General features: G+C 36.5%; 40 protein-coding genes. 24 read left to right on the plus strand and 16 right to left on the minus strand.

The window, feature by feature from the left end; all coding sequences use genetic code 11:
• Positions 1–181: 181 nt before the first annotated feature.
• From OGI71_RS26895 to OGI71_RS27000, 22 genes are all read left to right on the plus strand, one after another.
• Complete coding sequence (locus tag OGI71_RS26895) at positions 182–388, plus strand: hypothetical protein (RefSeq protein WP_282253256.1); 207 nt, start codon at positions 182–184, stop codon at positions 386–388.
• Positions 389–524: 136 nt separating this feature from the next.
• The gene (locus OGI71_RS26900) at positions 525–674 is read left to right on the plus strand and encodes a hypothetical protein (protein ID WP_282253257.1); all 150 of its coding nucleotides are present in this window, start codon (positions 525–527) and stop codon (positions 672–674) included.
• A gap of 8 nt (positions 675–682) precedes the next feature.
• The gene (locus OGI71_RS26905) at positions 683–1,522 is read left to right on the plus strand and encodes a hypothetical protein (RefSeq protein ID WP_282253258.1); all 840 of its coding nucleotides are present in this window, start codon (positions 683–685) and stop codon (positions 1,520–1,522) included.
• Position 1,523: 1 nt separating this feature from the next.
• A complete protein-coding gene (locus OGI71_RS26910) occupies positions 1,524–2,807 on the plus strand; it encodes a phage major capsid protein (RefSeq protein ID WP_282253259.1) in 1,284 nt (427 codons plus the stop codon).
• Positions 2,808–2,850: 43 nt separating this feature from the next.
• The gene (locus OGI71_RS26915) at positions 2,851–3,288 is read left to right on the plus strand and encodes a head-tail connector protein (RefSeq protein WP_282253260.1); all 438 of its coding nucleotides are present in this window, start codon (positions 2,851–2,853) and stop codon (positions 3,286–3,288) included.
• Positions 3,288–3,659 (plus strand): head-tail adaptor protein, encoded by a 372-nt coding sequence (locus tag OGI71_RS26920; protein WP_282253261.1) that lies wholly within the window; start codon positions 3,288–3,290, stop codon positions 3,657–3,659. Before OGI71_RS26915 ends, OGI71_RS26920 begins: the two co-directional genes overlap by 1 nt.
• A 17-nt stretch (positions 3,660–3,676) precedes the next feature.
• The gene (locus tag OGI71_RS26925) at positions 3,677–4,039 is read left to right on the plus strand and encodes a hypothetical protein (protein ID WP_282253262.1); all 363 of its coding nucleotides are present in this window, start codon (positions 3,677–3,679) and stop codon (positions 4,037–4,039) included.
• The gene (locus tag OGI71_RS26930; protein WP_282253263.1) at positions 4,039–4,476 is read left to right on the plus strand and encodes a hypothetical protein; all 438 of its coding nucleotides are present in this window, start codon (positions 4,039–4,041) and stop codon (positions 4,474–4,476) included. Before OGI71_RS26925 ends, OGI71_RS26930 begins: the two co-directional genes overlap by 1 nt.
• Positions 4,477–4,480: 4 nt before the next feature.
• Positions 4,481–4,966, plus strand: coding sequence for a hypothetical protein (locus OGI71_RS26935; protein WP_282253264.1), 486 nt, complete (start codon positions 4,481–4,483; stop codon positions 4,964–4,966).
• Complete coding sequence (locus OGI71_RS26940) at positions 4,959–5,276, plus strand: hypothetical protein (RefSeq protein WP_282253265.1); 318 nt, start codon at positions 4,959–4,961, stop codon at positions 5,274–5,276. Before OGI71_RS26935 ends, OGI71_RS26940 begins: the two co-directional genes overlap by 8 nt.
• Position 5,277: 1 nt before the next feature.
• Positions 5,278–5,742 carry a hypothetical protein gene (locus tag OGI71_RS26945; protein ID WP_282253266.1) on the plus strand — a complete coding sequence of 155 codons (465 nt, stop codon included), beginning with the start codon at positions 5,278–5,280 and terminating at the stop codon, positions 5,740–5,742.
• 153 nt (positions 5,743–5,895) lie between these two features.
• Positions 5,896–6,315 (plus strand): hypothetical protein, encoded by a 420-nt coding sequence (locus OGI71_RS26950; protein WP_282253267.1) that lies wholly within the window; start codon positions 5,896–5,898, stop codon positions 6,313–6,315.
• A gap of 14 nt (positions 6,316–6,329) precedes the next feature.
• On the plus strand, positions 6,330–6,599 hold the full coding sequence (locus OGI71_RS26955) for a hypothetical protein (protein WP_282253268.1): 270 nt from the start codon (positions 6,330–6,332) through the stop codon (positions 6,597–6,599).
• Between the two features lie 3 nt (positions 6,600–6,602).
• On the plus strand, positions 6,603–10,274 hold the full coding sequence (locus OGI71_RS26960; RefSeq protein ID WP_282253269.1) for a hypothetical protein: 3,672 nt from the start codon (positions 6,603–6,605) through the stop codon (positions 10,272–10,274).
• A complete protein-coding gene (locus OGI71_RS26965; RefSeq protein WP_282253270.1) occupies positions 10,274–12,523 on the plus strand; it encodes a hypothetical protein in 2,250 nt (749 codons plus the stop codon). Before OGI71_RS26960 ends, OGI71_RS26965 begins: the two co-directional genes overlap by 1 nt.
• 4 nt (positions 12,524–12,527) lie before the next feature.
• Positions 12,528–13,118, plus strand: a complete 591-nt coding sequence (locus OGI71_RS26970; RefSeq protein WP_282253271.1) for a GIY-YIG nuclease family protein — start codon at positions 12,528–12,530, stop codon at positions 13,116–13,118.
• Between the two features lie 34 nt (positions 13,119–13,152).
• Positions 13,153–14,769 carry a hypothetical protein gene (locus OGI71_RS26975; RefSeq protein WP_282253272.1) on the plus strand — a complete coding sequence of 539 codons (1,617 nt, stop codon included), beginning with the start codon at positions 13,153–13,155 and terminating at the stop codon, positions 14,767–14,769.
• A gap of 3 nt (positions 14,770–14,772) precedes the next feature.
• Positions 14,773–16,329 (plus strand): hypothetical protein, encoded by a 1,557-nt coding sequence (locus tag OGI71_RS26980; protein ID WP_282253273.1) that lies wholly within the window; start codon positions 14,773–14,775, stop codon positions 16,327–16,329.
• Complete coding sequence (locus tag OGI71_RS26985; RefSeq protein WP_282253274.1) at positions 16,326–16,820, plus strand: M15 family metallopeptidase; 495 nt, start codon at positions 16,326–16,328, stop codon at positions 16,818–16,820. The genes OGI71_RS26980 and OGI71_RS26985 overlap by 4 nt, the downstream gene beginning before the upstream one ends.
• Positions 16,820–17,101: a hypothetical protein gene (locus tag OGI71_RS26990; protein WP_282253275.1), complete on the plus strand. Its 282-nt coding sequence runs from the start codon at positions 16,820–16,822 to the stop codon at positions 17,099–17,101. The genes OGI71_RS26985 and OGI71_RS26990 overlap by 1 nt, the downstream gene beginning before the upstream one ends.
• Positions 17,091–17,846, plus strand: coding sequence for a hypothetical protein (locus OGI71_RS26995; protein WP_282253276.1), 756 nt, complete (start codon positions 17,091–17,093; stop codon positions 17,844–17,846). Before OGI71_RS26990 ends, OGI71_RS26995 begins: the two co-directional genes overlap by 11 nt.
• A gap of 51 nt (positions 17,847–17,897) precedes the next feature.
• Positions 17,898–18,338, plus strand: a complete 441-nt coding sequence (locus tag OGI71_RS27000; RefSeq protein ID WP_282253277.1) for a hypothetical protein — start codon at positions 17,898–17,900, stop codon at positions 18,336–18,338.
• Between the two features lie 35 nt (positions 18,339–18,373).
• Here the strand turns inward: OGI71_RS27000 and OGI71_RS27005 are convergent, their stop codons facing one another.
• Together OGI71_RS27005 and OGI71_RS27010 are read right to left on the minus strand one after the other, a co-directional pair.
• Complete coding sequence (locus tag OGI71_RS27005; protein ID WP_282253278.1) at positions 18,374–18,613, minus strand: hypothetical protein; 240 nt, start codon at positions 18,611–18,613, stop codon at positions 18,374–18,376.
• Complete coding sequence (locus OGI71_RS27010) at positions 18,610–19,071, minus strand: hypothetical protein (protein ID WP_282253279.1); 462 nt, start codon at positions 19,069–19,071, stop codon at positions 18,610–18,612. The genes OGI71_RS27005 and OGI71_RS27010 overlap by 4 nt, the downstream gene beginning before the upstream one ends.
• A 58-nt stretch (positions 19,072–19,129) precedes the next feature.
• Here OGI71_RS27010 and OGI71_RS27015 point away from each other — a divergent pair, with 58 nt between their 5' ends.
• Complete coding sequence (locus tag OGI71_RS27015; RefSeq protein WP_282253280.1) at positions 19,130–19,447, plus strand: hypothetical protein; 318 nt, start codon at positions 19,130–19,132, stop codon at positions 19,445–19,447.
• Here OGI71_RS27015 and OGI71_RS27020 read toward each other — a convergent pair.
• Positions 19,440–20,126: an SOS response-associated peptidase family protein gene (locus tag OGI71_RS27020; protein WP_282253281.1), complete on the minus strand. Its 687-nt coding sequence runs from the start codon at positions 20,124–20,126 to the stop codon at positions 19,440–19,442. The genes OGI71_RS27015 and OGI71_RS27020 overlap by 8 nt on opposite strands.
• Before the next feature lie 35 nt (positions 20,127–20,161).
• Between OGI71_RS27020 and OGI71_RS27025 the strand changes: the two genes are divergently transcribed.
• The gene (locus OGI71_RS27025; RefSeq protein WP_282253282.1) at positions 20,162–20,755 is read left to right on the plus strand and encodes a hypothetical protein; all 594 of its coding nucleotides are present in this window, start codon (positions 20,162–20,164) and stop codon (positions 20,753–20,755) included.
• A 9-nt stretch (positions 20,756–20,764) separates the two neighbouring features.
• Here the strand turns inward: OGI71_RS27025 and OGI71_RS27030 are convergent, their stop codons facing one another.
• From OGI71_RS27030 to OGI71_RS27090, 13 genes are all read right to left on the minus strand, one after another.
• Positions 20,765–20,983 (minus strand): hypothetical protein, encoded by a 219-nt coding sequence (locus OGI71_RS27030; RefSeq protein ID WP_282253283.1) that lies wholly within the window; start codon positions 20,981–20,983, stop codon positions 20,765–20,767.
• Between the two features lie 374 nt (positions 20,984–21,357).
• Entirely contained in the window at positions 21,358–21,690 is a 333-nt protein-coding gene (locus tag OGI71_RS27035) for a hypothetical protein (RefSeq protein WP_282253284.1), read from the minus strand.
• Positions 21,691–22,041: 351 nt separating this feature from the next.
• On the minus strand, positions 22,042–22,311 hold the full coding sequence (locus tag OGI71_RS27040; protein ID WP_282253285.1) for a hypothetical protein: 270 nt from the start codon (positions 22,309–22,311) through the stop codon (positions 22,042–22,044).
• A 47-nt stretch (positions 22,312–22,358) separates the two neighbouring features.
• A complete protein-coding gene (locus OGI71_RS27045) occupies positions 22,359–23,144 on the minus strand; it encodes a DNA adenine methylase (RefSeq protein WP_282253286.1) in 786 nt (261 codons plus the stop codon).
• A gap of 165 nt (positions 23,145–23,309) precedes the next feature.
• On the minus strand, positions 23,310–23,741 hold the full coding sequence (locus OGI71_RS27050) for a hypothetical protein (RefSeq protein ID WP_282253287.1): 432 nt from the start codon (positions 23,739–23,741) through the stop codon (positions 23,310–23,312).
• Positions 23,734–24,270, minus strand: a complete 537-nt coding sequence (locus OGI71_RS27055; protein ID WP_282253288.1) for an HNH endonuclease — start codon at positions 24,268–24,270, stop codon at positions 23,734–23,736. Before OGI71_RS27055 ends, OGI71_RS27050 begins: the two co-directional genes overlap by 8 nt.
• A 2-nt stretch (positions 24,271–24,272) precedes the next feature.
• Complete coding sequence (locus OGI71_RS27060; protein ID WP_282253289.1) at positions 24,273–24,683, minus strand: YopX family protein; 411 nt, start codon at positions 24,681–24,683, stop codon at positions 24,273–24,275.
• Entirely contained in the window at positions 24,676–24,927 is a 252-nt protein-coding gene (locus OGI71_RS27065) for a hypothetical protein (protein ID WP_282253290.1), read from the minus strand. Before OGI71_RS27065 ends, OGI71_RS27060 begins: the two co-directional genes overlap by 8 nt.
• Positions 24,920–25,360, minus strand: coding sequence for a hypothetical protein (locus OGI71_RS27070; protein ID WP_282253291.1), 441 nt, complete (start codon positions 25,358–25,360; stop codon positions 24,920–24,922). The genes OGI71_RS27065 and OGI71_RS27070 overlap by 8 nt, the downstream gene beginning before the upstream one ends.
• Complete coding sequence (locus OGI71_RS27075) at positions 25,353–25,745, minus strand: hypothetical protein (protein ID WP_282253292.1); 393 nt, start codon at positions 25,743–25,745, stop codon at positions 25,353–25,355. Before OGI71_RS27075 ends, OGI71_RS27070 begins: the two co-directional genes overlap by 8 nt.
• Before the next feature lie 11 nt (positions 25,746–25,756).
• Positions 25,757–26,026 carry a hypothetical protein gene (locus tag OGI71_RS27080; RefSeq protein WP_282253293.1) on the minus strand — a complete coding sequence of 90 codons (270 nt, stop codon included), beginning with the start codon at positions 26,024–26,026 and terminating at the stop codon, positions 25,757–25,759.
• Positions 26,027–26,191: 165 nt separating this feature from the next.
• Positions 26,192–26,431 carry a hypothetical protein gene (locus OGI71_RS27085; RefSeq protein WP_282253294.1) on the minus strand — a complete coding sequence of 80 codons (240 nt, stop codon included), beginning with the start codon at positions 26,429–26,431 and terminating at the stop codon, positions 26,192–26,194.
• Positions 26,432–26,433: 2 nt separating this feature from the next.
• A complete protein-coding gene (locus tag OGI71_RS27090) occupies positions 26,434–26,670 on the minus strand; it encodes a hypothetical protein (protein ID WP_282253295.1) in 237 nt (78 codons plus the stop codon).
• Positions 26,671–26,838: the final 168 nt, after the last annotated feature.

A 26,838-nucleotide genomic window follows, 5' to 3' on the forward strand; every position in this document is an offset into this window, starting at 1 on the left:
AATGCTAATGCTCTATTGGATAAAATGGATAAATGTATAAAAAATCAAACTGATTACAATATTCAGGCTATACGATCATTGGTCATAGGAGATATTTACACAGCTAATTTAGCATTAGAACAGTCAGAAGAAGAAGCTGTAAAGTTTGATTTATTGAATAAAGAACTTAATACTCTTAGAAATGGAAAGTAAAATAGATTTATTGCTTGAGGAGATAACTTCTGAAAGCAAATGGTATATGATATCGGAGAATGAAAAAGAGCAAGTTCGATTAAGGGTGACTGCTCACAGGATCAGAAAAGGAGAGGCTAGACCAAGTACAATAAAGAAGTTTTTCAGATTATTTGGTTTTAATATTGTCATTGAAAACCGATTGATAATACAATAGATTTAAAAAATATTCCTATACAATCCCCTTAATTTTCAAGGGGATTTTTTTGTTTCGTTAATATTCAATTCTTTGTTACAGTTACTGTAACCAACTTATTTACTGGTGATTATATTTTATTGCTAAATTTGTTAGTATGAATAAAGGTGGTGATAAAATAGACTTTACAGATGCAGATGATGCATGCAAAAAGCTTTCAAAATTAAAAGAAAAAGCAAAGGATAAAAACGTAGCTAGATCTATTGAAGAAAAGCAAAAGTATATCAATAAGCCATTAAGTAAATAAGTATTGATATGGGGTTTATCTGCAAGGAATTAAAGCAAGAATTTGGTACAAAAAAAGAAATGTTCAAAGCTCTTAAAGAGCAAAAAGAACATATTGTTGCTTTAAAGAAGGCAGCAATAAAATTTACAGATCCAATTGGATATGCCATCAGGGAATCTATATCAACCAAAGAGGATAATGGAGTGAAAACAGTCGGAATAGGCGATTATGTTTTCCCCGTAATCAATACAACAAACTTTCTTGATTCACATTCTGATGTACATATTGATGGTATATGGGATGTCTCAATTAAAGATCAAAAAGGTAAGATATATTACATAATCAATCATGACCTAGAACTGGGGAAGGTAATAGCTTTCCCGGGGAATGTTGAAGCATATGTTAAAACATTAGAATGGTCCGAACTTGGACAACCTTATTCAGGAAAAACGCAAGCCTTAATTTTTAAAACAAAGCTTACTGAATCAGCTAATAAGGATGCTCTTAATGCTATTGTTAATAGGGAGCCATTAGAAAATAGTGTTAGGATGAGATACATCTCAATGACATTATGTATTGATGATTCAAGTGATGAATTTAAACAGGAATACGAGAATTTCTATAAGTATTTAGCCATCATAGCTAATAAGGATAAGGCTTTAGAGCAGGGTTATTTCTGGGCAATTACAGAAGCAGCAATACACAAAGAAGGATCGGCTGTTTTGTTCGGATCGAATGAAGCTACACCGATATTATATACTGACCCGTCGGATGACAGTCAGGAAAACAAAATAGACCCGCCACTGAGCAGTCAAAAAGTCGAGGCAAAAGAATCTGTCAAGGCAAGTTTAAAATTTAATCTAATCTAAGATGTTTAAGTATTTAACAGCAAAAGAATTTGAAGCGTTATCTGAGTACCAACAAGAAAAGTATTTAGACGAAAAGCGTGAACATGAAGCTAAGATTGCTAAAGAAGAGGCAGAGAAGGCTGGTAAAGAAGCTGCTCAAAAGCTTATTGATGAAAATAAAGAAGCGACTGAGAAAGCCACACAGGAAGCTATTGATAAAGCAATTGGTGTCGTAAAGGATGAATACGACAAAAAAATCGAGAAGGCTCAGGCCGACATGAACAGAGCAAAAGAGAAAGAGCTTGAAATGCGTGGTATCAAAACTATGCGTGACGAAATCGAGGAAAAACTTTCAACAGAAGAAGGTGAATCAATGTTGAAAGAGTTTATCCGTGGCAATCGATCGAAGCTTGATGTCAACTTAGAAAGTAAGGCTGTATTGAAGCCAACAGGTGCCGCAGGTAGTGGGGTTGCTCCACAATTCGCAAATATAGTTGGACCAGGCCATGATACTTTTCATGCTCGCCAAGCAATTCCAGTCTATCCAACTACATCAGATCTAATCAAGTACGTACAGTTTACAGTTGATCCAGATGCTGATGGATACAAGATGACTGGAGAAGGTGACACAAAAGGTAAACTAGGTTATATTCCAGCAGTAAAAGATGCTCCTGTTCGAAAAATCGCAGGATTACTGGATGTGTCTGATGAGATCAATGATGATATTGTCGGTATCCGAGCATTTTGGGCTGCTGAGCTTCCACAAGCATATTTTGACGCAGAAGATTTACAGGTATTTAAAGGTGATGGTACAGGGCAGAATCTTTTAGGTCTATGGTATCAGGCGTCAAGTCAATCATTGCCATTAGGATCTGTAACATCAGCAAGTAATCACTGGGATAAGATTGCGGCAGCCATTACCGAGGTAAGACGCAAGCCAATCAAAAGAAATGTTACAGCATCTTATATTTCTCCAGTAGCATACATGGAGTTATTGTTGAACAAATCTGATGGAAGTGGAGATTATGATTATCCAATTATCATGGGTAATGATGGTATCCTTAGAGTGGGTGACGTTCCGGTAATGTGGAGTAATGTATTCGAAGATGCAGAGGGTGTATTAGGAGATTTTGCTAGAGGAACAGCAATTTTTCAACGTAAAGAAATGAACATTCGGTATTCTGAAGAGAATAAAGATAATTTCGAAAAGAACCTATTGACCATCCGATTAGAAGGACGTGAAGCATTACCTATCTATTATCCAGAATCATTTAAAAAATTAGTGTTCGGCCCAGCTACAACTTAATAAAAAAAAGGGCGGTGCAATAACCGCCCTTACTTTATAATCTATGGCAATTACATTACAGCAGGCTAAAAATTGGTTAAGAATTGATTTTGATGATGATAATGATCTTATTCAATCTCTTATCAGTACAAGCGAGGAATGGGTTCAGAAATACACATGTCACATACTTAACCCTTCAATTCAAGTTCTAGAAGGAACAGGATGTGATGTTGAAATATATGAATACCCATTTAATGTCACTGGTAGTGTAGGCAATTATAAAGTAGATAATCGTTCTTTAAAATCAGTATTTCATATTCCAGTAGGAAGCAGTGTCACATTATCAATAGGGTATCAAAGTCTTAATAATATTCCAGCGCCATTAATAACAGCATGTCTTAAGTTGATAACCTACATGTATGAGAATAGAGATTCTTATTCTATTGGGATTCCTATTGATGTACAAGGATTAATTAATCAGTATAGAAGGGGATTATTCTAATGGTAAAGCCTTTTGAAAATAAACATCGTTTGGATCCAGGAAGACTAAACCATAAGATATCATTTTATAGAATGGTGTCAATACCGGATGGATACGGAGGTGTTACGCCTGATCAGGAAACTCTTGTATGTGAAACGAAAGCAAGTAAACAGCGAATATCTGCTGGCCATTCCGGAGACATGGTAGTAGAAGCAGGGGCAACGGTATTCAATCAAGATTCATACTTCGTTATACGGCATCGAAAAGGCTTCTATCCAATGAAAAATGATAAGGTGATTGTAGATGGAGTCGATGGATATACTATTCAAGGTATTGTCCCTCTTGATGATCCTTTGACTATGATCAGGTTGTTATGTGTGCGAAGTCAATAAGCAATATCCTAAGGAACTTGCCTACGCAAATAGATCATGTTGTAGGTGAGGTTCTGTTAGAATATGCCAATAAGATAATGCTTGATATTCCTGGGTATCTATTTCCATATTTCAAGCTTACTCTGGAAGGGAATAGGGTAATCATATGGACGAACAATGTTCATGCTGCCTATTTAGAGTTTGGTACCGGTGGGTATGCAGCAGCTTACTTATCTGATAAACCAGAAGAAATGAAGAAGGAAGCTGCAGAGTTTTATATCAATGGTAATGGATTCACATACGCCGAGCCATATCTATTTCCTGCTTACTATAAAGTAAAAGACGAAATACCAAAAGAGATAGATCGAAGGGTTCAAAAATTATTTGATAGCATAAGATAATGGATACATCAGAATTAAGGAAGGAATATTTAAGGATTGTAACAGGATCAACTGGATTACCTGGTTTTGATACTTCAGTCCCTTTAGATGTATCTCCTTTACCAAATGAATATTACTTGGTATCAAATGTTAGCAGAACTCAAACTACGTTAGCGAAAGCACCTGAGTCATATGTAACTGGATATCGGAAAAACGAAAATAGAGTATTCCTGAATGTTGATGTGAATGTGAGGCTCAAAAAAGGTTTTAATTCTAGCTTCTCGGTTGAGAAGTATGTCGATGCAATCATTGAAAATTTATCATCTAGCTTAAATCCTCAAGGATATTATGTAAAGGAAACTAAGCTGGTAAATATGGTTCCAATGAATGTGGTGACAGACACCAATAGTATACAACGAATGGTGATATCATTTGAGCATTGGGTGTCAAAAAAGTAAAAATATGGTAGTTGCGGATAGAGTTAAAGGAATGTTATTGAATGTCTCAATTAATGGAGCACCATTACAATGTGAGACAAGTGCTGACTTCTCCTATTCAATCGAAATGCTTCCGGCAACTAATCCAAATGAGGGAAGGTGGAGGAATTTCATCCCAGGAGTGCAAACATGGTCGGTCACAGTAAATGGCAATCTATTGTTACGGTCCCTTGGGGCAGATTTCAAAACTTTAGTTGAGTCAGCAAAGAGTGGGGAGAAGCTTTGGTTGCGATTTGGGACAATGCAAGATGTTACGCCAAAGTATGCCATTGAGGGGTATGTATACCCTTCAAGTTTAGGATTGTCCGCACCTGTTACGGATTTAGCTTCATGGTCAGTGACATTTCAAGGACTAGGTGAATTCAAAACAGACTGGGCAGAATTTGGGATGGTGTTAGACAACAATCCAGCACCTGCAGCATGGCCATTAATTTATGATGCAAATGAGTAAGGTAATAATAAAACATAAAAATGGCTGGTCCTGTACGATGTCATCTGAAATTAAGATGGAAGTGTACAAAAAGGATGGGGATTTCAAAAAGAGACATATAGCTATTTTATCTAATGTATTTGATACTAAAGGTAAAATAGAGACTGGGTATGATGTTGATATGATTGTACGAGAAGGGGCAGAAAGAAAATATTACAGAGCAAGTATACTAGCCATGACAAGATCAGGCATAATTAAAATACACCTTATTTCGGGAGGAACCGAAGAAGGATACAATGAAGTTTTAAACGAAATAAAAGGAGGAATTTAAAATGGCAGGACAAGTTTTACCCGGCAGTGTAATTGGTATTACAATCAATGGGAAAGAAATTCAATGCGAATTAGAGTCAAGTATGTCAATTACGGTTAATACATCGGATAATGACCCTTGTAAACCATCATCGACAGAAGCATATAAAGCGGCCAAATGGACTGACCCAACAGTTGATAGTAAATCATGGGAGATCACATTTAACGCAAAGGCTTTTGCTGACTCGGTTGAGTTTAATAACCTGGATATGCTTGAACTATTGATCAATGGTGACCCTATTGTTGAAGTACAGTTCTATACAAAACAGCACCCCGATTATGATTTCGATGAAATCGCAATATTCAGTGGTAAAGGAGTATTGTCTATGGACGACTGGACCGCTCCAGCTGAAGGAGAATCAACATACAGTGGCACTATTGCAGGCAAAGGTAAACCAACATTCGTAAGAACCCCTATTACTACCTAATGCATTCAATAGTTGACATAGCACACATCGGTTCGGGCACATGGTCAGTAGCGTATACTGTACCGGTCCGAACCGGATGCTGTGGCATCAAGGATGAGAGACACCTGGTGATAATAAAATCTAAATCAAAACCGACAACAAAAAGGATAAACGATGAAATTAACAATAAAAGAAAGGGAGTATAACTTAGTATGGGGGCTTCCTGCTATTAGTCAATTCTGTGAAAATGTGGGGCATACAGATGACCTTGAAAAGGCATTCGATATCGCATTCCCAATAAATCCAGCTGACTATAAAATATTACAGACAGTAAAAGCCCGATTGGAGCTTATTTATGCCGCAGTACAAGTTGGTTGTGAATTGGAAAATTCTAATGTTGATTTTACGATGTTGGAATTACAAAATTTCGTAGACAATTCAGATCAGAAACTGATCGATTCAGTATTCGAAGACTTCTTTAAGTCAAAATACATGGGCAGATCAGTAGAGGAATATCTTTTTGAGTCGGTCAAAGAGGAAGATGCCCCAAAGGAGGATAAAACCGTAAAAAAGTCTCGCCGGGCAAGCTCATAGTGCTTGCCTACGAGATGGGGCTTAACCGAAAGGAAGTGCTGTCGCTTACATTGTCAGAATTCAATCTAATGCATGCCGGGTATAAGAAAAGGAATGAGAAGGAATGGGATATCGCAAGGCGAACTTGGGGATACATAATGGTATACGGTGGATTGGGGCTTAAAAAGGATCAAAAAGTAAATATTGAAGAATTGTGGAAGCTTCCTTTTACTGATAAAAAGGATGGTGGCATAAGGAAGATTACAACATTGAAGCAGGCTATGGCTTTGCTCAAGGAATTTTAGAAAATGGCTACACTTGATATAGAATTTAGAACCAAAGGTTTTGCTGCAGGAGAAAAACAAACGGCAGGATTGACTACCTCTTTAGAAAAATTAGAGGGAGTTATGAATGGAGTAAGTTTTGAATCTCTTACAAAACATCTTCAAAACGTAGGAATAGCACTAAGTTCGGCCACTACTGGTGTAAATGGTCTTTCCTCTGCATTATCGAGTATATCAAGTGTAAATATTGGCCAATCACTGTCACAGGAAACTATTAACCAAGGGACTAAGTCCTTGCAAGATGCTAAAGTTGCAACAGAGGAATCTCGAAAAGCGGCTATTGATTTTGGTGCTGCATTGAAAGGTTCTTTATCTGAGTCGCTTAACAATGTAAAACTACGAACAGAAGAGTCGAGACAAGCGACAGAAACGTATAAACAAGCGCTATTAGAAGAGCAGAAAGCTGTTGAGCAAAGCAAATCATCCTTAGAGCAAAAGAAAAAAGAATTAGTCGACAGTAAAGTTGCTATAGATAATGCTAAAGCTGCAACCGAATCCCAAAGGCTAGAAACCGAGAAATCCCGTACAGCTACCCAGCAAGCCAAGCAGGCCATTGCCGAATTAGCAAAAGCTAATAAAGAAAATGCAAAAAACACTAGTACATATGCCGGATCATACGATGAAGCACAACGTAAATTAACAAACTTAGGTAGAGCCATTAAGTCTGCTGCAGGCGGTTTTATAGGCGCAGATCCAGAGATTGAATCAAAAATAAAGCAGTACAATGATTTAAATACAAGATTAAAAAACTTTGATGCTCAATTAGGAAATAACCAACGGAATGTAGGTAACTATGCGAGTGCTTTAAAAAATGCAAATGGTGTCGCTTTAGAGTTTAATCGAATCATTCAGGATGCCCCATTTGGGATGATAGGTATCGGAAACAACTTACAGCAACTTTCCGAAAATTGGAAGCAATATTCAATGCAGGTAAGATCAGCAGCTGCCGAAAATGGCAAAACTGTATCAAATATGACATTGCTTAAAGGAGCTTTAGGATCTATTGTGTCTCCTATAAACTTAGCTACATTAGGTATATCATTAGCTACAGCTGGTTGGACCGCTTATACAATGTGGCAACAAAAAGCTAATAAAGCCACTAAAGAAACTAAAACTACTATTGATGACCAAATAAAAACTTTAGATAGTGTATCTAGAGCGAGTGCTGAAGCTGCGTCTAACTATTCAAAAGAATTGACTCAACTTAATTATCTATATGGGGTTATCCAGTCTGGTACTTCTACCCGACAACAGCAAAATTTAGCTGTTGAAGAATTGCAGAAACTTTATCCAAATGTATTTAACAACCTATCTAGAGAAGCAATTTTAGCAGAAGAAGGTGCTAGGGCATACGATAAATTGAGAGATAGTATTGTCCGAGTAGGGATTGCAGAAGCTGCAAAGAAATTAGGTGCGTCAGCAACAGAAGATTATGTGAAAAATGTTGTTGCTGGTCAATCATCAGAAAAAGAAGCTAGAAAGGAATTACACGAATACAACAGAGCGTTAGCTACTAAGAATATATTGGAAAAAGATTACGCTAAATTTTTAGGCCAGACAATTAAGGTTAATGGTGTTAGTTTCAAGGTTCAAAAGGACAATTCTTTGGCTATAACTCAACTAAATACTATTATCAATGATCTAGGCCGAAAATATACAGATACCAATAATAAGACAAAGGATTTTATAAAATCAAGTGATGATGCCAAAAAGAAGATTCAGGAGTATAATGATGTTGCGATTCAAAACGGAGTGCTCACTGAGAAACAAACTGGGCTCATCAGCGAACTTACACGTAAAATTGGTGATCTAGAGTCTAAAAGACCATTCCTTAAAACCAAAGAGGATATAGCTAAAAACGTATCAGAAGCGAACTTGCTTAAAAAGGAATTGAAAAGCCTTGAAACAGTGTCGGAAAATCAGGTCGGTTTAATAAGTGCTGTTAAAGACAAGCTTAGTCAATTAAACAAAGATAGACCCTTTCTAAAAACGAAGGAGGATATACAGGCTAATATTCAGGAAACAAACAAGTATAAAAAGGAATTAGCTGATCTTGAAAAAGGTCTTAAAAAGACTTCATCTAGAAAGATAGTGTCACAACAGGCTAAACAAGCCGAATCTCTCGATGCCTTAGTAACTAGGATTTCAGGTGTATTTGATAATAAAACAGATTCAGGAAACTTGCTCTCATTGGAAGGTCTTGACAAAATTCAAAAAGCCACTGAAAACAAGTATCAACAGATGATAAATACTGTTGATACTATTGAAAAACAAGGGATATTAAAGAAGAAAGGTAACCAGGATGCGATCAATAAGATCACTTTAGCCGCAGCTAATGAAAGGGCTGAAATATTAAAGGCAAAAGAATCCGAGATATCACAAAACGCCATAAACTTTGCAGAGGCCCGGGAGAATAAACTGAATCAGCTTTACCAAGTGGCTGGTATGACAAGAACATCATCCCGGGAAAAAGATCTTCAGGCAGACAAAATTTACTGGGATAGTGTGTTGGCTAATGCTGAAAAGTATGGTATTTCAGCCGAACAAGTAGAAGAACTTAGACGCTCATCTATGGCTCAAGTAAATAAGAAATGGGATGGAATAGCATTGGATGATGTGTCTAAACTTCAAGAAAAAATAATAAAGATCGAAGAAAAGCCATTTAAGTCAGGTCAAGGTGTTTCCCAGGTTAAAGAGGAGCTAGATAAACGGCTTAAACAGATTGAAGATTTCTACAATCAAATTTATGACATACTGAACAAAAATGGTCTTAGTACCAAAGGTATCAATATGATAAATAGCCTAGAGATAGTCACTGATGCCTCCAATTTAGCAACATCTGAATTAAGTAGAAATGTTAAAAATCAATTTAGAAGAAGTGTGTCCTCTTCTTTGTCAAGCCTATCAAAAGATGTTGTAGACTCCTTCCAGTCAATGTATGACCTAGAAGAAAAGTATGCAAAACTAAGAAAAGATGCTAGCTCTGATCAGATCGCTGCATTAAATAAAATGATGCGTCTTGAAAAACAGATTAATAATGGGATATCAAATATTTTCATTGGTCTTGCTAACAGCTTTGGAAATCTAGGAGGAGGCATACTAACAGGAGCTGTCAGTGAAGGAGCTAGTACAGGAGATTTTTCACAACTTAAAAACCTATTTAAAGGAGATAACAAGATGTTGGGGTATGGTTCTTTAGCCTCTCTACTAGGAGGTGCTGTGACAAAGCTTACACCTAAAACATCTGTCTCTGGTCAAGCTTTAGGTGGAGCGCTTGCAGGTGCAGGAAGTGGTGCACTGTTGGGTGCTGCGATATCTGGTCCTTTGGCACCTATAGGTGCTGCAGTAGGAGCGGTTTTAGGAGCTGTTGGTGGTATTTTAAGTGCAAATAAAGCTAACAAACAGCGAGAATTAGAAGAACAGCAATTATTAGAGCAAAAAAGGACAAATATGTTGTTAGAACGTCAACAGGCATTAGCTTTTACATCATCTATTACAGGTCAAGCCACAAATCAAGGTATTGTAACAGGTGTTGAACGTAATGAGTTTGGGGATATAGTATTTGAGATTGAAGGAAGAAAATTAAAAACAGTAATTGACAGGGAAAATTTAGCTCAAGGAAGGGGAGTATTCTAATGGCAGTAAAATATACCATACCATTTAAGGATGATGCAAATGCACTGTGGAAAGTAGATATTGACTTACCTTCTTATAATGGAGAGCCAATCGAACTAGTAGGTGTTGGAAGAACTTTTTGTGCGATAGATTATGGAGCATCTAGTGAAGATCCATATGAGCCAATTTGGTCAAGTTCGGTAACAATTCAATTTTATAATAAGAACGGCGAAGTAGATCTACGAGAACTTCAGTTACTATCGGATTTAGAAGGTAGACTTAAATTGTATAAAGGAGACACTTTAAAATGGTCTGGGTACATTTTACCCGATGGTATTCAAAGATTGATGTCTCCAAATCCTTATACAGTTTCTTTGACAGCTACTGATGGGTTACAGTTGTTAAATACAATACCTTTTAACGGACTTCGACATGACCCATTGGTTGATGGAATGAGTGTTATATGCCCTTTAGCTTATGTTAGGGAAATTCTTTTTCATTATAGGCATTTAGGTATTATATTCCCTATTCGTTGGACATCAGCTGTTGAATCAGTTTTTCATAATGATGATGGATTTGCTGGAAATACTGGTTGGGGATCACTAGGGGATGCATGGAAGGATCTTAATGAAAATAACAGGTCATGCATGTATGTGTTGTCTGGAATATTGTTGGCATTCCAAATGCATATTTACCAGTGGGACGGTAAATGGTTAATAGAAAGGATAAATAACGTTTTTACAGGTGTTTATCCATGGAAAGAAATTAATACGGCTTTTGATGGGCAAGGTGTACCAACCTTAACTACAGGAATTTCAGATGTCAACAAAGAATATTCTTTTGTCAATGAAAATCAGGTTATGATGATTAAGCCTAGTTTGACAGACATGGAGGTTACCTATGATTATAGTCAAGCAGAAAATAATTTACCAAATGGAGGTTTTGACAAGTGGTTCCAAGGTGATCCAATAAACTGGTACTTTCAACCAATAACCGAAGGCGTTCCTCCTTTGGTAAAAAATCATCCTTCCTTAAGTGATAGGCCTGGTTTAGCTGCTGATTTAACAAATTATACTGAAAATAATATAGAAGCTGTTTTTACTTTGATTGATAACATTCCTGTAGATTCAAATATACTTTTTAAAAGATTTTTACTTGGGTTTACCTTCATGCCATTATTCGGTTTCACATTCAATAACCAAACAGGATTTATTGATTGGAACACCAATCCATTGAAGATATCAGTTTCATTCATATTTAATAATAAAACATGGTACCTTAATGAATTCGGTTATTGGTGGAATGAGGATACTGCTACTATAGTACAGAAATTCACATTAGGATGGGACTTACCAGCGAAATCATATTTAAAAGTTATTTTTTCAAGTACGCTTTTTTTTAATCCTGGAGATACAGTCGAAATCAGTTTTCTTAGAAATGGAGTTGTAGAGAATCATCCATTCACATTTGACACTTTAACTACTCCAGAAGAGGCATTAACCAGATTTTTGAATGAGATACCTAATAGCCAAGAATATGGTGCTGGGGCTCAATATAAAGCTTTAGGGATATATGATGTGTCGGATGTACCTGAAAACTATGTTAAAACGGGCAAAACACTTGAATCAATTAAAAAGATAAACATTTCGGTAGACAGTCTCAAAATTAATGACATAGCTACAGTAGTTTTTTCAGGTAAAGGGGGTAATAGCGAAATATTACTTCCAGACATGGGGCCAAGTTTAGATGGGAATAACGGATTGATGAATATTCAATTTTTTGTTAAACCTGGGCAGGAATATGTATTAGATGACGCCTATTTCAGATTTGAACAAAACAACGAGGTATTTAAATCATCATTAGAAACCGTTAAAAAAACGAACATAGAAAAGAAATCGCTGAATATAAGTAGTTCTTTTACCGGTTTCATGCTTTCCAATATAATGTCAAATTTCTACGACAGCAATAAAGAGTACAAGTTTACTGATGGTAAGTATACCGGATCACTAACTGGTATGACGGCTAATGCTATCATGAGGCTTAGGTATGTGCCAAGAGAAGTTTTCCAAGGTGATTTATTGGTACGAGGAGATGAGTGGAAAGTAAATACGATTTATGGAATAGAGGGCAAAAAGTTCCTACCCTTAAACAGCAGATATAATATTGAAACTGGAATAGTAAATGTTACGGCATTGGAGTGCGAAGATGGCAGTCCTTTCCTAACAGAAAAGAGATATGGTAGTAATGATACAATTTTAAGTAATACATAGTAAGATGGCAATAGGACACATTTACAAACTTACGACCCCTGATAATATGATTTATATAGGTAAGACTAAAAACTTAGTTAAAAGGTATTGGAAATATAAATCGACTATGGATCAAGGATTAATGTGCATTGAAATAAAAAAATGGGGATGGGATAGAATAGAGAAGGAGATATTATTTGAAGGCGAGTATAATGAATCTTTGTTTTCTGATTTAGAAAGGCATTACATAAGGTTCTACAATACATTTGAATCTGAACATGGATTAAATAGTCAAACAGGGGGTAAAAAAGGATTTAAAGTAAGTAAATCATCCTCTGCAAAAATGGGGGAATCTAGATTAGGAATGATAATACCCGATCATGTTATTGAAAAAAGAAGAGAGGCTATGTTGGGTAAAACTTGGAAAATAAGATTCGAAGGAAAAGCAAATAATTCTCGAACAAAGCGAGATGGCAAAGAGATACTAGATATGTCCTTTGGTATATACTATGACACCATAAGTGAAGCTGCAGAATCATTAGGTATAAAAAGGACAACCTTATCTGCAAAACTGGTAGGACGTCGAATTAATAATACAAACATTAAATACGTATAATATGGAAATGGCTGATGAAATAATTAAAGCGCGCGTGTGGTGGAAGGTAGACAGTGAAGCCAATTGGAATGCTAATGATTTAATATTAGGTCCAGGCGAACCTGCTTGGGTAGTAAATACACTTGATCAAGGCGTTAATGTCAAAGTTGGCAACGGCGAAAAGAAGTTTAGTGAACTACCATATTTTATAGAATATGACCAAGCGGCATACGTTAATATAACTGGTACAGCCCTTCCATCTGCATCAGGAGTAGGCTATTCAATTGTGCCAGAAGGAACCTATACCCGAGCAGGGCAAAGTAATGTTGTGGTCCCTACAGGACAGCTAGGTATTCTATACAAAGACGGCACCACCTGGAGCTTAGGAAGCAGTGTGGCTTTGCCGCAGGCCACAGCTGATGGCAATATAGCATTAGGAGAAACTAAAGCTCCTAATGGTGATAAAACTTATAAGGCTATTCAGCCACTAGATAAAGCTATAAACGGTGGTGAGAGTAATTTTGGATTAAGTGCAGCAATAGAGACATATACAATAACTGATACAAATGAATATGTAGATGTAAACATACTTAACGGATCTTTGTATTCAGGCGCTATTGAAAAGATCAATGTCAGGGCAAGTAAGATCGGTCAGATCAGGGTTAACCTATTCCAGGATGAGACACCCACAGGCGCATCATTAAAGACGCTTCGTAATATGGTTGAGGTAACACTTGATTGCACCACTGTTGGGGTTAACACTTTTGTAGATGGCACCCATTTCAATAATATAACAACTAAACAGGGGTGGTTACCTGGGGCAAGATTAATTGCGGGGGGGGCATTGCCTTATCGAATCATAAGGACAGGGGCAGCTTGTAGGTATCCGTCTACTTCTGTTCCTGTAGTAGGTGCAACTGCAAATATGGCTGTGCATGACATTGAATTTGCTATAGAATTTGTTGTTAAACATGATGGCATGGAGCCAAGGCTGTACGATGCGGAAACCAATATTTCCTCCCTACAGACGGAAGTTGTCGAAAAGATATCAGAAGATGATTTTACATTTACTGAGAGCGTAAACATTGCCAATCCAGCAAATAAAATCGCAGGATCATATATAGATTCAGCAGGTAATATCCAGACAGGTTCAGGTTGGGAAATGATCAAGATTGATACATCTAAATTTGATGTGGGACAGGAGATAACATTCGGCAACATTACTATTTCGACTGGTCATTGTGCCTGGTATAATGGTACTACTAAAATACTTTATGGTGGCAGCTATAATACAGGAAATTTACCTAAAACAGTTTTAAAGCCAGCTAATGGGAATATACTTTACATAACTATTATGAGAAGTAATATTTCTAATCCAAGTGTTATGGTTAATAAGGGAGCGACTCTACTTCCATATCAACCTTTCCAGGAAGAGAAGATTGACAAAATCAAAGGATATCCTTTGGCAGGTAGCAGCGGAAGTGGCGGCAATACTTTTGATCAATCATTAAACACAACAGATAGTGTCAGGTTTGCATTCATTACAGGTGCTGGTGCAAGATTTGAACGTCCAGTATGGGATGAAGTTTCGCCTACTACTGTTCAAGTTGGTGATGAATATGTGTTTCCTGATGGTAATGGTAATTATTTCAACAAGACAAGGGGAGTTTAGGATATGTTGACTACGATTTTTCCAAGAAAAGATTTTGACTGTAAAATATGTGATTACAGATATGGTAAAAGGTTCGCCATTCAGCAAAATACAGACTCAGGGCTTAATTACCCTGTTGATACAGAACCGGGCAAACAATATGCTAATTTTCAGATGTATCAATCATTCAAATATGGGATGAAGTATACCATGTTCAGCAATAGTTATAATCCTGGTGGTGCAAATTCTATAGCAAATATTGATTATGTGAATATGTGCGGATCAGGAATTGTGGAATTGCAGCATTATTTCAGTACGGATAAGTGGATTAATCCTGTCACTGGTGTTGATGAGTTAATTCCTGATCATATAGGTTCAGTATGGACTAGTTTAGGTGCTACTTATTTTAATGTTACTGCTGGAGATTCAAAGCCAACACTCTATCCTAACCATGGGCAACAGCTTTATGATATATCGGGTGGTAAGTATGGGTACGATGTAGTTAATGGGGTTTCAGGGCTTAGCAATTTGTCAGAACTCAAAGGTATAAAATCTAGGCAAACAGATTGGGTAGATTCATTAGGCATAAAATCCTGCAGTGTGTTTTCTTATCGGAATGGGAGAAATATGAGCCCAGAAGTATACAAACAGCTCTATTTAATGGGCAGACAATCTAATCCTAATAATGCATATTTCTATTATGGTAATTCAAAATTTGACGAGACACCTTTAGGGAACGATTTGCCATTAAGTAGAACAAATCAAGTAAATAGATCTATTACAACAAGGTGGGTAGATTCTTATATATCTTCTACTCCTGGGGCTAAGGAGGCTGCTAATAATTTAGTTAGAAACAAGATTACTGAAGCCTATAATAACCGTGGGGCCTATACTGATTTTTCCCACCATCATAGCGCAGGAAGCAATCAGATGCTTGAAGACCTATTTAAAACTATAGGTGAGCACCTTGATGCTATGGACTATCGAAAAGATTGCTGGATATCCGGCTTTGGTGATTTGGCTGAATACTTTTGGTTTCGCCAATTGACTAAACGAGCTGTTGCAACTAATTTAGGTGATAGGATTCAGATTACTTTGGAGTGGAACGATTTAAATACTGTCACCAACGGGTTATCTGATGATGTTTTACTTACTATGCTTAAAACTCCTTTGTCTATAGAAATTGACTTAACAGGAACATTCCTAGCGGGTAAAACGATTAAAACAAGCTATGGCAAGATACTCAGTTTAGGATCTGATAAATACATTGTTGAATTGTCTTTCTATGAAGCCTACGCAGGGATAAAATGTCTTGTTATTCAGGAAGGGCAAGGAGAATTTTATGATACAACTGTTATTTCGGCCAGTTATTCTAAGATCGGATCGAATGTCACTGTTACGGTAAATAAGAATGTAAGGGCAGTATTGATGAGTACAGCAGATACGATATACAACATGTCGGCGCTTCTATATTCCAATACATTATCAAAGTCACATACATTCCTGTTGGATAGTACAAAAATCACATTTATAGGAGTTGTGGATGAATTGGGGGCGACTAAATTAATCGAAATCGTATGATGGAAGATAAAAGACTACAATGGGCAGATCCAATAACCTTATTAAGAATAAGGCTATTGCATCCAAGTATCAGGGCAGAAGTAAGGGAATTGTATCTGCAAATTAACACGATCCTTCCTAAAGGCGTTAGGCTTCGTTTTGCTCAGACACTCCGAACATTTAAAGAACAGGATGCTTTGTATAAGCAACGTCCCAAGGTTACAAATGCCAAAGGGGGACAATCTATCCATAATTACGGGCTAGCGTTCGATATCGTCATCCTTTATGATAAGGATGGTAACGGAACATTTGAGACAGCTAGTTGGGATCTTGACAATAATTTTATACGAGTGGTTAATTTCTTCAAGTCCAAAGGTTGGTCATGGGGTGGGGATTGGAAGTCGTTTAAAGACTATCCTCACTTTGAAAAGACCTTTGGCAACACCTGGCAAACATTGATTGGCAAAAAAAGGAGAGTAGACGGTAATGGTAATGATTATGTGATTTTATAATGGAAGAGGAATCAGAAGACAAAAGAGTTAGAACCATCAATAAGTATCCACTTGCTTTTGTGGTATTTTTCGTAACTGTGCTATTGACAACATTCGTCAACAAGCTTTTCAGTACAAATGACGATCGTAGCAGGGAGTGTATGGAGCAAGTTGATTATCTGCGTGAGCGAGTGGATAAACTGGAAAAACAGGTAGATGACTATACAAAAGCTGTTATGTATAAAGATGCACAGATCAAGAACAGGGATTTAGTAATTGATTCATTGAAATATGAGAAATAAGATTTTTACAGCACTTTTGATCGTATTGGTCATAGTGCTGACCTATTTACTTGTTACTAGCCGAGGGAACAAAGAATCAGGTATTGAGCCGGCAGCTAAAGAGCTGGTAAATGCGGAGGTGAAAAATATAGTCACTAAAATGGACAGGGAAGGTTTTGAGCATACAGTAATGTCCGATAAGGAAAATGTTATTAAGTCTGTCGCTCAACTAGACACAAATTCAAGAAAGAAATTAGACAGTGTTAATGCATTGCTTGGTATCAAAGAAAAGCAATTAGAGCACTGGATATCATATAGCGCTAAATTGGAAGGTAAACTATTGAAAGCGGTCCGTACAGATACTTCTTTTCGTTATGAGGATAAATGGGCTAATATAGAGTATGTGATATCGAAAGATACCGCTAATAATGGTCATTTTAATTTTAAATACAATGCTGATATTAATTACGCCGAATACTGGAAACGTAACCACTTTTTAGCGCCCAAGAAACATTATATAGATTTTTGGATAAATGATCCACGAGCTACAATAAACGGAGTGAAACGGATTAAAATCGAAGCAAAAGAGCCCAAATTTAAAGTAGAAGGAAGCTCTATTGTGATGTATGATGGGCATGCGCATATTGGAGCTGATGTAGGTGTAAAAATTGGTAAGGTTAAGGTAGGAACAAGTTACATGTATAACACTGCCACAGGAGACTTGAAGCCTTATTATTATGGCAAGTTTAAATTGCTTGATTTTTAATATAGGAGTTATTTTATTTTAGTAACTTGGGGATTAAATAACTAAAATTTTATGGAAAACTCAAACGAACAAAAAGTTAAAACCCTTCAAGATCAATTTAAGACATTTTTTACAAACATGTTATACAGATCTCCCATTAAGTCTTATACAGATATCGTCCAATATGAAGATGAAGTAAGAAGTTTAAATTTGGAAGATAAAGCATTCGAGCAAGAATTATTAGATTTAATAACATCGATGTCTGTAAGTAAGGATAAGTATACAAAACTTAATGTTAGCATAACTCTAGACCATACAGATGCTAAATTTCAAGATACTATTAAGGCAATTAATCAGTTAATCCCAGGATTTCAATATAATCCAAGTGATAATGGATTAGTGTGGTTTGAGTTCTTTACTCCTGGAGGTACTACCCCAGAGGAACTTGCTAGATTGATAAAAAGCTCTGATCTAGTAATTGATAGTGAAGTAATATATGCTGGAAACGAGTAAAAATAGTAAAGGCTGGGTGTTATGATGCCCGGCCTTTATATCTCTTCCTCAAACACAATCTCAGCATCGAAGTGATCCATAAAAATAGTAAGTTCATCGGTTGTTATCCAGCTTTCATTGTTGCATTTCATATCCCATTCGCCCTTATTTTTGGTGATTGAGGTTATGAAAAAATTGTTGATCATTACCTGAAACGAGCCACCGCCATACAGCCGCGATATATCAACATACTCCATGCAACCATCAATCAAGCACCGGAACATTATACTCTTCATCTCTCACGAACCCACTTAATTTCCCCGCGCTGGATCATCCCTATATATTTTTCAATGTGTTCTACTGTTAGGGGTATCTCAGCTTCCAAATAATATTCAAATTTTTTCGCGTACTCATCATATTGGATTGAAGCAACATATGTTGTATTTACATAAACATGCCAAATGCCACCCTTTTTTGCGCTTATGCGAACAACATTTCGTTTCCCATCCTTGTAGAACAGTTCCGGCGAGTCGTGATCGTACCTAAGAATGAGTGCATCAATACAAGCCTCCCGAACATCATCAGCAAGGACGCCGTATGCAAGTTCCCATTCGCCTTGAGACTTTCTGAATACATAAAACGAAAGACCATTCTTATCATATAGGTGATAATCTCGCATGCCCATACCCTTATCCTCTATGCTCATTTTAACGAACAAAACACGATTTCTACAATGAACTTCAAGTGGTTTCATAAAGTAAAATTACTAACAATATTAGCAAAATGTCAAGAAGAATTTTAACTTTGTTTTCATGGAACCAGGGTGGCTAAATAAAAAGAAAGAGATTCCAAGTGTGGTATCGTCGTTATACAATGATGCTAAGCTTAGTGGTGCATGGATATATCATAAGTCAACAAGACGTTTTTACACCCCAGATGAGTTCATGGAAAATTGGGAAAGAATTTACCAACAAAGTCCTAGGGGCAAGAATAACCGAGAAGATTTTCAGATTATGAACCCAATGGCCGCAATACGCCAACGCTCGGAGTGGGTAGCCAAAGCAAATGCTGAGCTACAGGAGATCATGAGAAAGCTTGAATCGTACAATGCCAGCTTTAAAACTAAATAGCGTCTTGGATATCTGGGCGGTTGGTGTCACCTTTGGCCCCAGTCACACGGAATACTTTGTGTGCGGATAGTTCACCTTCATAAGGGATCATTAGCTGTTGAATGTCTTCTTTTTTGGAAGCAGATAGCCATGCGTCTCTACTGGATGGCGGAATGATTAAAGGCATTCGCTTTTTCTCGTTATGGATTTCTTCCAATAAGGGATTGGCTTTAGTTGTGATCACGGAGAAAGTCGGGTAGATGTTATTAGTTTCGTAGTCTTTGAAATCACTGTAGACAATACCCAGAGTGAATAATTCCTTAGATGGAGTATAGATGTAATAGTTCTCAGTGTCTTTCTGCCCGGAGACCTTGTGCGGCTCATAAAAGCCATTGACATAAAGAAGACCGCGGGTTTTACCGATGTAGTTTTTATACGATGCCTTTTCAAATATGGACCCCGATTCAGCGTTTAATGTGTTCGCGTACTTGTCCGCGTCATCTTCGGTTTTTACCCAAAAAGGTATAAGTTTCCATCGGGCAGGGACAATTGATCCTGGATCAGCATTGAGCGTAACTGGAAGATATGGCCGAGTGAATCCGCTGACATGGAATATTTCGTCCTGTTGGTAATTGACCTGAAGGTTTTTAAACTCTTTAACCAATTGAGCGTTGCTGGGGGCCGAAGTATGATAACACATATTTACTTATATTTGAATTTAAAAGTAGCATTTCTATGACAAGAGAACAAGTACTCGACTACATTTGTTTAGGGTATAACGTGCTAGAGAACGGACGGCCCATCTTTGTTCAGGAGGTGTTTGAATATCTCCAGGAACTAGACGAAGAAGAAACAGGAGTATTTGTGTTGGAGGATTTACTTACTTGGAACCAAAAAGAACTAGATATGATAGAAGGACAAAAATATTATGATGAGGTAGGGGAATATGGTAGGAAGTTATTTCTTAGGAATGAAGCAATACGCTTTGGCAAATGGGATAAGTACGAAGCTTTTCTATCAAGTGAATTGCCTGATATTGCCACTAGCGAGCTTGAGGAAGCTCAGGACGTAGCAGGCCGGGTAAAGCAAATGACCAAGGACGAGCTGCGAGCTTGGATTGACAGGAACCGGGTTAACATGCTTACATCTGATCTATACGTGCTTGATGTTGGTAGTATCTTGTGTGGGTCGATTGTGCCAACTGGAGATCTTCAGTTTATTATCGGTGATGGATTGGAAGATCTAATCGAATGTAATGTATCGCCAATGGATGTGCTTAATTTGACAGATCACGTAGTATATTGGGTTGATCCGGTTGTAAAAACCTAGGTTGTTAGTCTAGGCTTTTTTTCTGATATATTTTTTAAGAGCTATTATTGCCCCTAGCTGAAAGTATGTGTTAGCGTTGTTTTGCTTTTTAAGACGATTTAGGAACTTTTCAATAGATGACAAGCTATTTGGTTTGAATGAAATCTTTTTGAGTTCCTGAGATATCTCAGGCTGTGATTTACCCTCAAGAAGCATCTGTATTACTCTCTCTTCAAAACTCTTGTTCATGTTTTAAAATTAAAAATAAAATAGTAATAATGATATGGGATTCAGTATTATTCAAGTATTTGGAATTTGCGAACTGTTACTATGCTTTCATATTCAAGTTTACTGCATCAAAGGGGCTTAACCCTTCGTTGAATAACGGGAGCCATGACTCGGGATCTAATCTTAACCAAGAGCACGCCCTAGGTGTTTCAGGAAAGCATCCGTATCTATCCTGTAGATTGAATGCGCATTTTCTTAACCAGTCCTTGAATCCATAAGGATATTGCTTTCCTTGAATGTAGTTTATGTTTTCCATATAGTTGGTTTTAACAAGCGCCCCGAATACTTTAGTCGGAGTGCTTCTCTTTGGGGTTTGGAGAGTTTCATAGTTGGATTTAATTGACTAAGTTTTCCCAGTATTTATCAATATGTTTTGTTAATAATGATCCGCCTCCACAACAATTTACATTATGAATTTGGCAACCGTTTGGTTTCAACTGTTCTACACACACTGTACTAACAAAGAAACAATCTTCTTTTTTTATCCAGTCTCTTTGAATAACCAACCCTATTCCAGAATAGTCTCCTTCAAGTTCCAATTGGTCTTCTTTAATTCCTACAACTTTGAATGGCTCATGTCCATTATAAATATGTTCAACATAAATAGGGTAAGTCCCAAGTTGTATATTATGTTTACCTATCTCTATTTTAGTTTTTTTGTATTTCATATAGTTAAAATTTGATGTTAATAAATTCCGTTGTCTAAATAAGGAGTACCAGTTACATCATACACTATCCGCAGCTGCTCGCCACAACTCGCGCACTTCCTGTAACTTTCGTCTTTTCCTTTAGCGGATGCAACTTTGAAATTACATCCGCACCATGGGCATTTTAGGTGGGTCATAGCTCCTTAAACATTATTGTTAAATCGTAAAAATATTGATCGTTACCTTTGTCGTCACAAACTTCCCATCCAGGAGGATCATAAGACTTATCAGCCAAATAGACTTTCCCTTTTGTAAAATCCATTATCTTTTTGCCTTCGCTGTCTAGGCATTTTTGAATACACTTTAGTCTTTTCATAGTTCGGGTATATTAGTTTCTGAAAGAATAGATTCTTTGTCAATAGTGTCATAGATTGCACTATGGGGGATTGATTCCTTTAGTTCGACATTTTCTGCTGCATTCTTTAATGCTTCACGACCGACAGACCTTCCTATTTCATTTACTATCGAGTTGAAGATAACCACCTTTAAGGTGCCATTTTTAAAAGCTTCTACAGCTGACTGATAGTTGAAGTACCCGTAATCGATACATACGTCGTCTTTAATTTCTTTTAGTGTCTTCATTATTCTTTCTTTTATCTCCCCCTATATGGTTAGGGGGAGGGGGGTAGTTAATCAGTGAATAACTTGGTTTGCCGTTCAGATTCATAGTTAGTCAATAATATTTCAGTCCTACGATTTTTCAAGTTTCTTCGTTCACCAATAGTTATGACATTTAAACCTCTTTGTCTAGCATTGTCAAGAATAAATTCGTTGTCAAATTCGCTCATAGCAAAACGTACTCCTGAATTGCAAAGCATGTCAAAATGATCTATCACATCATTTTCTTTGTTACTATTTTCAGTATACCACCCTTCGGTCTCATAGTAGGGAGGATCTGAATAAATGAAAGAATCAGACCTTTTACATAATGCAGATTCGTCACCAAAGGATATCATCTTGATCACTTTTCTAAAGTCAACATTCATAAATCTGACATCCTTTAATAATTCAAAAGTTGGCTCGATTCGACTTAGTAGAATATCCTTCGAATTATCTGCAGTAAACTTTATATTATAACCTTTTGATAGATATGTAAAATTTGAAAGAAATAGGAACCGAATAGCTTTCCATATCGGATCTTCTTCATTATTTTTTTTCCAAAACTTCATTAAACTCTGATGTATGGGCATTAATTCAATTTGTCTATACAATTCCGAACGGTTATTTTTAACAACCATAAATAGATTAAAAACATCATCATCCAGATCATTACAGAAATTGTACTTCACTTTTGGTTTATTGAAATACATACCACCTGCTCCAAAAAAAGGCTCAATATAAATCTTGTGCTCTGGAAAGTGTGGATATATTAAGTGGGCCAATTGCTGCTTGTTCCCATTTCTTCTTAGTATCATTTCTTTTCTCCTTTCTAAACTTTACTTTCCAAAGTGAGTATTCCAGGGTTTTTAACTTTCCCTAGATACTCACGGTTTATTAATTTTGTTAAGTTGTTTCTGTTCCTGTTGTAGATTTTAGATATCCTAGATACTGTATATCCAAGAGCATACTTTTCAAATATTTCAGCTTTTACAGGATCTGGTATTATTCTGCTCATAGTCTTTATCCTCCTTTCCTAAAGTATCGGTGGAAATAGCTAAACCACGGGGGATAGTTTTGCAGATATCAATATGCATTGAACAGAGAATCTTTAGGTTTTTATAAGAAAGCCTTCCAGAATCAATACCATACGATTTTAGAGCAGATTTTTCTAATTCATCCATATTTGATACCTCGGAAAAATTATCAGTTTCAATAAAATCTATTGGTTTGAAAATTGGTTTAATCTCATCGAGATATCTATTTGAAATGACTCCATTACAAGATATCATACATTCATCTTGCACCTCAGATATAATACCTATTAACTCTTTGATATTTCCGTCGTAAGTATCTATTACCTTTAGTCCAGTGCCTACATATGGTAGGATTTCTTTTAGTGTTAACTTATCCATTGGTAGTGTTATTTATAATTCTTTTAATAGTGCTCCATCCACAAGAAAAGTGTCTAGATATATCGGTTATCGTATTGCCATTTTGAAACATTTCGTTAACATTTTTGACAGATACATCTGTCCTTTCCTTGGTAGAAATACCTCTTCTTTTCTTGATAGCTTCAGAAATTAATTTTTTATGATTATCAGATAGAACCTTTCCATTATTATGAATTGATTGATGATATGATGCATTAATAATCTCTAGATTATCTATCGAAGAATTTAGCTTGTTCCCATCCTTATGGTGTACATATAAATTTGACGGGAGAATATATCCAGACACGTAACACATTATAAGTCTGTGAACATGAATTTTATCGTTATAGCAACTTACTGCTGGATATTTCCCATGCATAAAAATAGTTTTAGCTGATTTTAAAGTCTTGAATTTGCAATACCAAATCATGGCCTTCTCCAAAACCTTTGTGTTAACTATACAGCCACAATTATTTTTAAAAGTTATAGGTTTTTGAATTTTTGGTCTCATAATTATACCTCATGAATATTTCCAATGACTTCCATCCATCCGCTGTCCTCAATTATGTCATTTACACCGTCTGAAATTCCTCTTTTTTCAGGATTAACGCATTTCAAAACATACTGGAATCCTGCAAAAATCCATTCTACTACACCAACATAATTCTGCTTACCTTCATCAATAAAAGGATAATCGTCACCGGATATAATATCGCCTTCATATATCTCTGTTCCGTTTTTATCCGTTAATCCAGTGAACTGGCCGACAGTTTCGGGGATGACGTTCATATCTACATTATCCCATTGATTAGGGTATTCCCATTTTGGAGAAATTAATACCTGTTCATTAACATGTGACAAATCCCCATATAGCCACCCTTCACCATCAGTCCGTAGACCTCTGAATTTTATCTGCCTATTCACCGTGCACCTCCTTATCCTCTGTAACCAAAACTTTTCGGTTGACACGTTCAATCCATTCGATAATTCTATCGACAGCATCTTTCAAAGTTTTCTCACCACCAATGCTGTAGAGGTCTACACCATCTTTTTCAACATAAATGTTATAATCCCCATCGTAAATTTGTACTTGGAAATCATATTTATTGCTCCATTCTTCCAAGCGATCGAAAGGATGAAGAGCCTTTTTTATTTCGTTGTTATTCATGGGTATAGTCCTTTCTTTTGATAATTATAGGGCGATCTTTTTTAAGATATTTTTCACCCTTTTTGTGGAATAATCCGGTCAATGTGGATTTTGGTATATCGGATATTTCTAAAAGTTCTCTGAAACTTCTGAACTCGCCAATTTTCTCATTTTTGATATTGAATATCTCAACTCCAAAATCACCATCTAAAACTTTGCAAAACTTGTTTTTATCTAACAAAATTGCTTCCCTAAGGCCGTCACGGCCGATTCTATATTTAGCTATATAATGTCCATCAGGCATTAAGCGATATTGTTTATCGCCGAACAAATTACCTTGACTTAAACCGTAATAATTAAAGCACTCTGTCTGATTTGCAAATGCAAATAGGTATTTACCATTCTCATCGTAGACATAAATAGGAACCTCCTTTTTTCCGCCTTTCTTATTCACTTGAAACCTCCTTCCCGAAGTCATCCAAATCAATAGTTATTTCCGAACGAGTGCCATAATACAACTCAGGCATTTCGTCCATTAGAGCTTTGTAGTTGACCCTAGTATGCTTTACGATAAGTTCAATTACTTTTTCAATTTCGTCGCCAGACTCACTTGATCGTTCATTTGATTCGGATTGATATTCGATTTCGCGAGTAACCATATCAATGAGAAAATTGTCGTCCACGTCAACGAATGGCTCTTTGTTGGCTATTTTAACTGTAACTACTCGGTAGTTGTCGTACTCGCCTATGTTATGTATGTGCTCTGAAAGCTCCTGTATTGTGCCGAAGAAGTCGAATACTTCGCAGAATACATGTGTGTCTTTATTTAAGTTATTCATCTGTTTAAGTTTTAAATTGTGGTTGCTGATTCTATTAATTGTTCGACTTTGTAGGCTTCAACTATATTACCACACTGAGCGAGCGCTAATACATGCCGTAGCATATCAAGCATTTCAGGTGCTTTGCTGATTAGTAAGGAATTTGCCCTGCCTTCAATAGATTTGTGTTTATATATTTGGCATACAAGTTTTGATGGATCAAGATGTTTAACATCAGAAACCAAGTCTCCATAATCGCTTATACACATACGCCAATTTCCTTTTGTCCCTTTGAATTCCATTTTTCTTTATATTTTAGTTAACAAAACCGACACAGCATCCTGTGCAGTGTATCTTTGATTATATAGCTTCCTTGCTAATTTCTTATTGGATTCGCTTAGTTTACGTCCAATAATTGACATTAATGCGTTGTCAATGTCCTGTAGATATTTTTCGTATTTCATGATTTACATTGATTTTAATTCGGTGAGAACTGATTGCCAGTAATCCTTAGTTGAGTGATCAGATACACGTGTGACCTTTCTACGTGGATAGAAGTAATATGGATTTGCCTTGATTATTTCCTTAACAGCTATAATGGCGTTGTCAACAGCATCCTTACGAGCATGGGTAAGTCCAAGTAATTCCGCATTGTAGGTACTGTAAAATTTCTCTACAAGTTCTGTCGCTTTGTCTTTTGGTTCCATGGCTACTTTACTTTAGTGATTGTTAGCTTGCCTATTTTCTTTACTTGTTGATCATTTAAAGCAAGAGTTGTAAATCCGCCGTGTTCTATTCCACCTGAAATGCCATTGCAGAAATATTGGTTATTTCTACCAAGTGATAGAGTATGACCACCAATTTTAAAATTGTTTTCATTCTTAGGTCTTGAATGTAATATCTCTACTACATCAAAGCTTTGTCCGACTTTGATTTTATTTTCCATCTTTCTTTCTTCTTTTAAAGGGTGCTGTTTAAAGCACCCTTGTTCACTAATTAGTCTCTACTTTTTTGGAACATTTTGCTGAATGGATCATATACATTTTGAATAGTTATCAAGCAGTCAGACTTCATATTTAGGTCTGTATGATTCTTTGTGCTCAACACACAATCA

It is taken from the genome of Sphingobacterium sp. ML3W (genome assembly GCF_029542085.1).
GTDB lineage: Bacteria > Bacteroidota > Bacteroidia > Sphingobacteriales > Sphingobacteriaceae > Sphingobacterium.

What these genes read in the sequence shown, in the direction of transcription:
- OGI71_RS26920 (WP_282253261.1), top strand. Translation starts at nt 3,288, where the DNA reads ATGGTAAAGCCTTTTGAAAATAAACATCGTTTGGATCCAGGAAGACTA.
- OGI71_RS27015 (WP_282253280.1), top strand. Translation starts at nt 19,130, where the DNA reads ATGGAACCAGGGTGGCTAAATAAAAAGAAAGAGATTCCAAGTGTGGTA.
- OGI71_RS26915 (WP_282253260.1), top strand. Translation starts at nt 2,851, where the DNA reads ATGGCAATTACATTACAGCAGGCTAAAAATTGGTTAAGAATTGATTTT.
- OGI71_RS26985 (WP_282253274.1), top strand. Translation starts at nt 16,326, where the DNA reads ATGATGGAAGATAAAAGACTACAATGGGCAGATCCAATAACCTTATTA.
- OGI71_RS27040 (WP_282253285.1), bottom strand. Translation starts at nt 22,311, where the DNA reads ATGAAGACACTAAAAGAAATTAAAGACGACGTATGTATCGATTACGGG.
- OGI71_RS27025 (WP_282253282.1), top strand. Translation starts at nt 20,162, where the DNA reads ATGACAAGAGAACAAGTACTCGACTACATTTGTTTAGGGTATAACGTG.
- OGI71_RS27050 (WP_282253287.1), bottom strand. Translation starts at nt 23,741, where the DNA reads ATGGATAAGTTAACACTAAAAGAAATCCTACCATATGTAGGCACTGGA.
- OGI71_RS26970 (WP_282253271.1), top strand. Translation starts at nt 12,528, where the DNA reads ATGGCAATAGGACACATTTACAAACTTACGACCCCTGATAATATGATT.
- OGI71_RS26900 (WP_282253257.1), top strand. Translation starts at nt 525, where the DNA reads ATGAATAAAGGTGGTGATAAAATAGACTTTACAGATGCAGATGATGCA.
- OGI71_RS27020 (WP_282253281.1), bottom strand. Translation starts at nt 20,126, where the DNA reads ATGTGTTATCATACTTCGGCCCCCAGCAACGCTCAATTGGTTAAAGAG.
- OGI71_RS26995 (WP_282253276.1), top strand. Translation starts at nt 17,091, where the DNA reads ATGAGAAATAAGATTTTTACAGCACTTTTGATCGTATTGGTCATAGTG.
- OGI71_RS26940 (WP_282253265.1), top strand. Translation starts at nt 4,959, where the DNA reads ATGAGTAAGGTAATAATAAAACATAAAAATGGCTGGTCCTGTACGATG.
- OGI71_RS27080 (WP_282253293.1), bottom strand. Translation starts at nt 26,026, where the DNA reads ATGGAATTCAAAGGGACAAAAGGAAATTGGCGTATGTGTATAAGCGAT.
- OGI71_RS26960 (WP_282253269.1), top strand. Translation starts at nt 6,603, where the DNA reads ATGGCTACACTTGATATAGAATTTAGAACCAAAGGTTTTGCTGCAGGA.
- OGI71_RS27010 (WP_282253279.1), bottom strand. Translation starts at nt 19,071, where the DNA reads ATGAAACCACTTGAAGTTCATTGTAGAAATCGTGTTTTGTTCGTTAAA.
- OGI71_RS27090 (WP_282253295.1), bottom strand. Translation starts at nt 26,670, where the DNA reads ATGGAAAATAAAATCAAAGTCGGACAAAGCTTTGATGTAGTAGAGATA.
- OGI71_RS27005 (WP_282253278.1), bottom strand. Translation starts at nt 18,613, where the DNA reads ATGAAGAGTATAATGTTCCGGTGCTTGATTGATGGTTGCATGGAGTAT.
- OGI71_RS26945 (WP_282253266.1), top strand. Translation starts at nt 5,278, where the DNA reads ATGGCAGGACAAGTTTTACCCGGCAGTGTAATTGGTATTACAATCAAT.
- OGI71_RS27065 (WP_282253290.1), bottom strand. Translation starts at nt 24,927, where the DNA reads ATGAATAACAACGAAATAAAAAAGGCTCTTCATCCTTTCGATCGCTTG.
- OGI71_RS27055 (WP_282253288.1), bottom strand. Translation starts at nt 24,270, where the DNA reads ATGAGACCAAAAATTCAAAAACCTATAACTTTTAAAAATAATTGTGGC.
- OGI71_RS27045 (WP_282253286.1), bottom strand. Translation starts at nt 23,144, where the DNA reads ATGATACTAAGAAGAAATGGGAACAAGCAGCAATTGGCCCACTTAATA.
- OGI71_RS26905 (WP_282253258.1), top strand. Translation starts at nt 683, where the DNA reads ATGGGGTTTATCTGCAAGGAATTAAAGCAAGAATTTGGTACAAAAAAA.
- OGI71_RS26965 (WP_282253270.1), top strand. Translation starts at nt 10,274, where the DNA reads ATGGCAGTAAAATATACCATACCATTTAAGGATGATGCAAATGCACTG.
- OGI71_RS26910 (WP_282253259.1), top strand. Translation starts at nt 1,524, where the DNA reads ATGTTTAAGTATTTAACAGCAAAAGAATTTGAAGCGTTATCTGAGTAC.
- OGI71_RS27035 (WP_282253284.1), bottom strand. Translation starts at nt 21,690, where the DNA reads ATGAAATACAAAAAAACTAAAATAGAGATAGGTAAACATAATATACAA.
- OGI71_RS26955 (WP_282253268.1), top strand. Translation starts at nt 6,330, where the DNA reads ATGGGGCTTAACCGAAAGGAAGTGCTGTCGCTTACATTGTCAGAATTC.
- OGI71_RS26935 (WP_282253264.1), top strand. Translation starts at nt 4,481, where the DNA reads ATGGTAGTTGCGGATAGAGTTAAAGGAATGTTATTGAATGTCTCAATT.
- OGI71_RS27030 (WP_282253283.1), bottom strand. Translation starts at nt 20,983, where the DNA reads ATGAACAAGAGTTTTGAAGAGAGAGTAATACAGATGCTTCTTGAGGGT.
- OGI71_RS26895 (WP_282253256.1), top strand. Translation starts at nt 182, where the DNA reads ATGGAAAGTAAAATAGATTTATTGCTTGAGGAGATAACTTCTGAAAGC.
- OGI71_RS27085 (WP_282253294.1), bottom strand. Translation starts at nt 26,431, where the DNA reads ATGGAACCAAAAGACAAAGCGACAGAACTTGTAGAGAAATTTTACAGT.
- OGI71_RS26980 (WP_282253273.1), top strand. Translation starts at nt 14,773, where the DNA reads ATGTTGACTACGATTTTTCCAAGAAAAGATTTTGACTGTAAAATATGT.
- OGI71_RS26950 (WP_282253267.1), top strand. Translation starts at nt 5,896, where the DNA reads ATGAAATTAACAATAAAAGAAAGGGAGTATAACTTAGTATGGGGGCTT.
- OGI71_RS27075 (WP_282253292.1), bottom strand. Translation starts at nt 25,745, where the DNA reads ATGAATAACTTAAATAAAGACACACATGTATTCTGCGAAGTATTCGAC.
- OGI71_RS26930 (WP_282253263.1), top strand. Translation starts at nt 4,039, where the DNA reads ATGGATACATCAGAATTAAGGAAGGAATATTTAAGGATTGTAACAGGA.
- OGI71_RS27000 (WP_282253277.1), top strand. Translation starts at nt 17,898, where the DNA reads ATGGAAAACTCAAACGAACAAAAAGTTAAAACCCTTCAAGATCAATTT.
- OGI71_RS26990 (WP_282253275.1), top strand. Translation starts at nt 16,820, where the DNA reads ATGGAAGAGGAATCAGAAGACAAAAGAGTTAGAACCATCAATAAGTAT.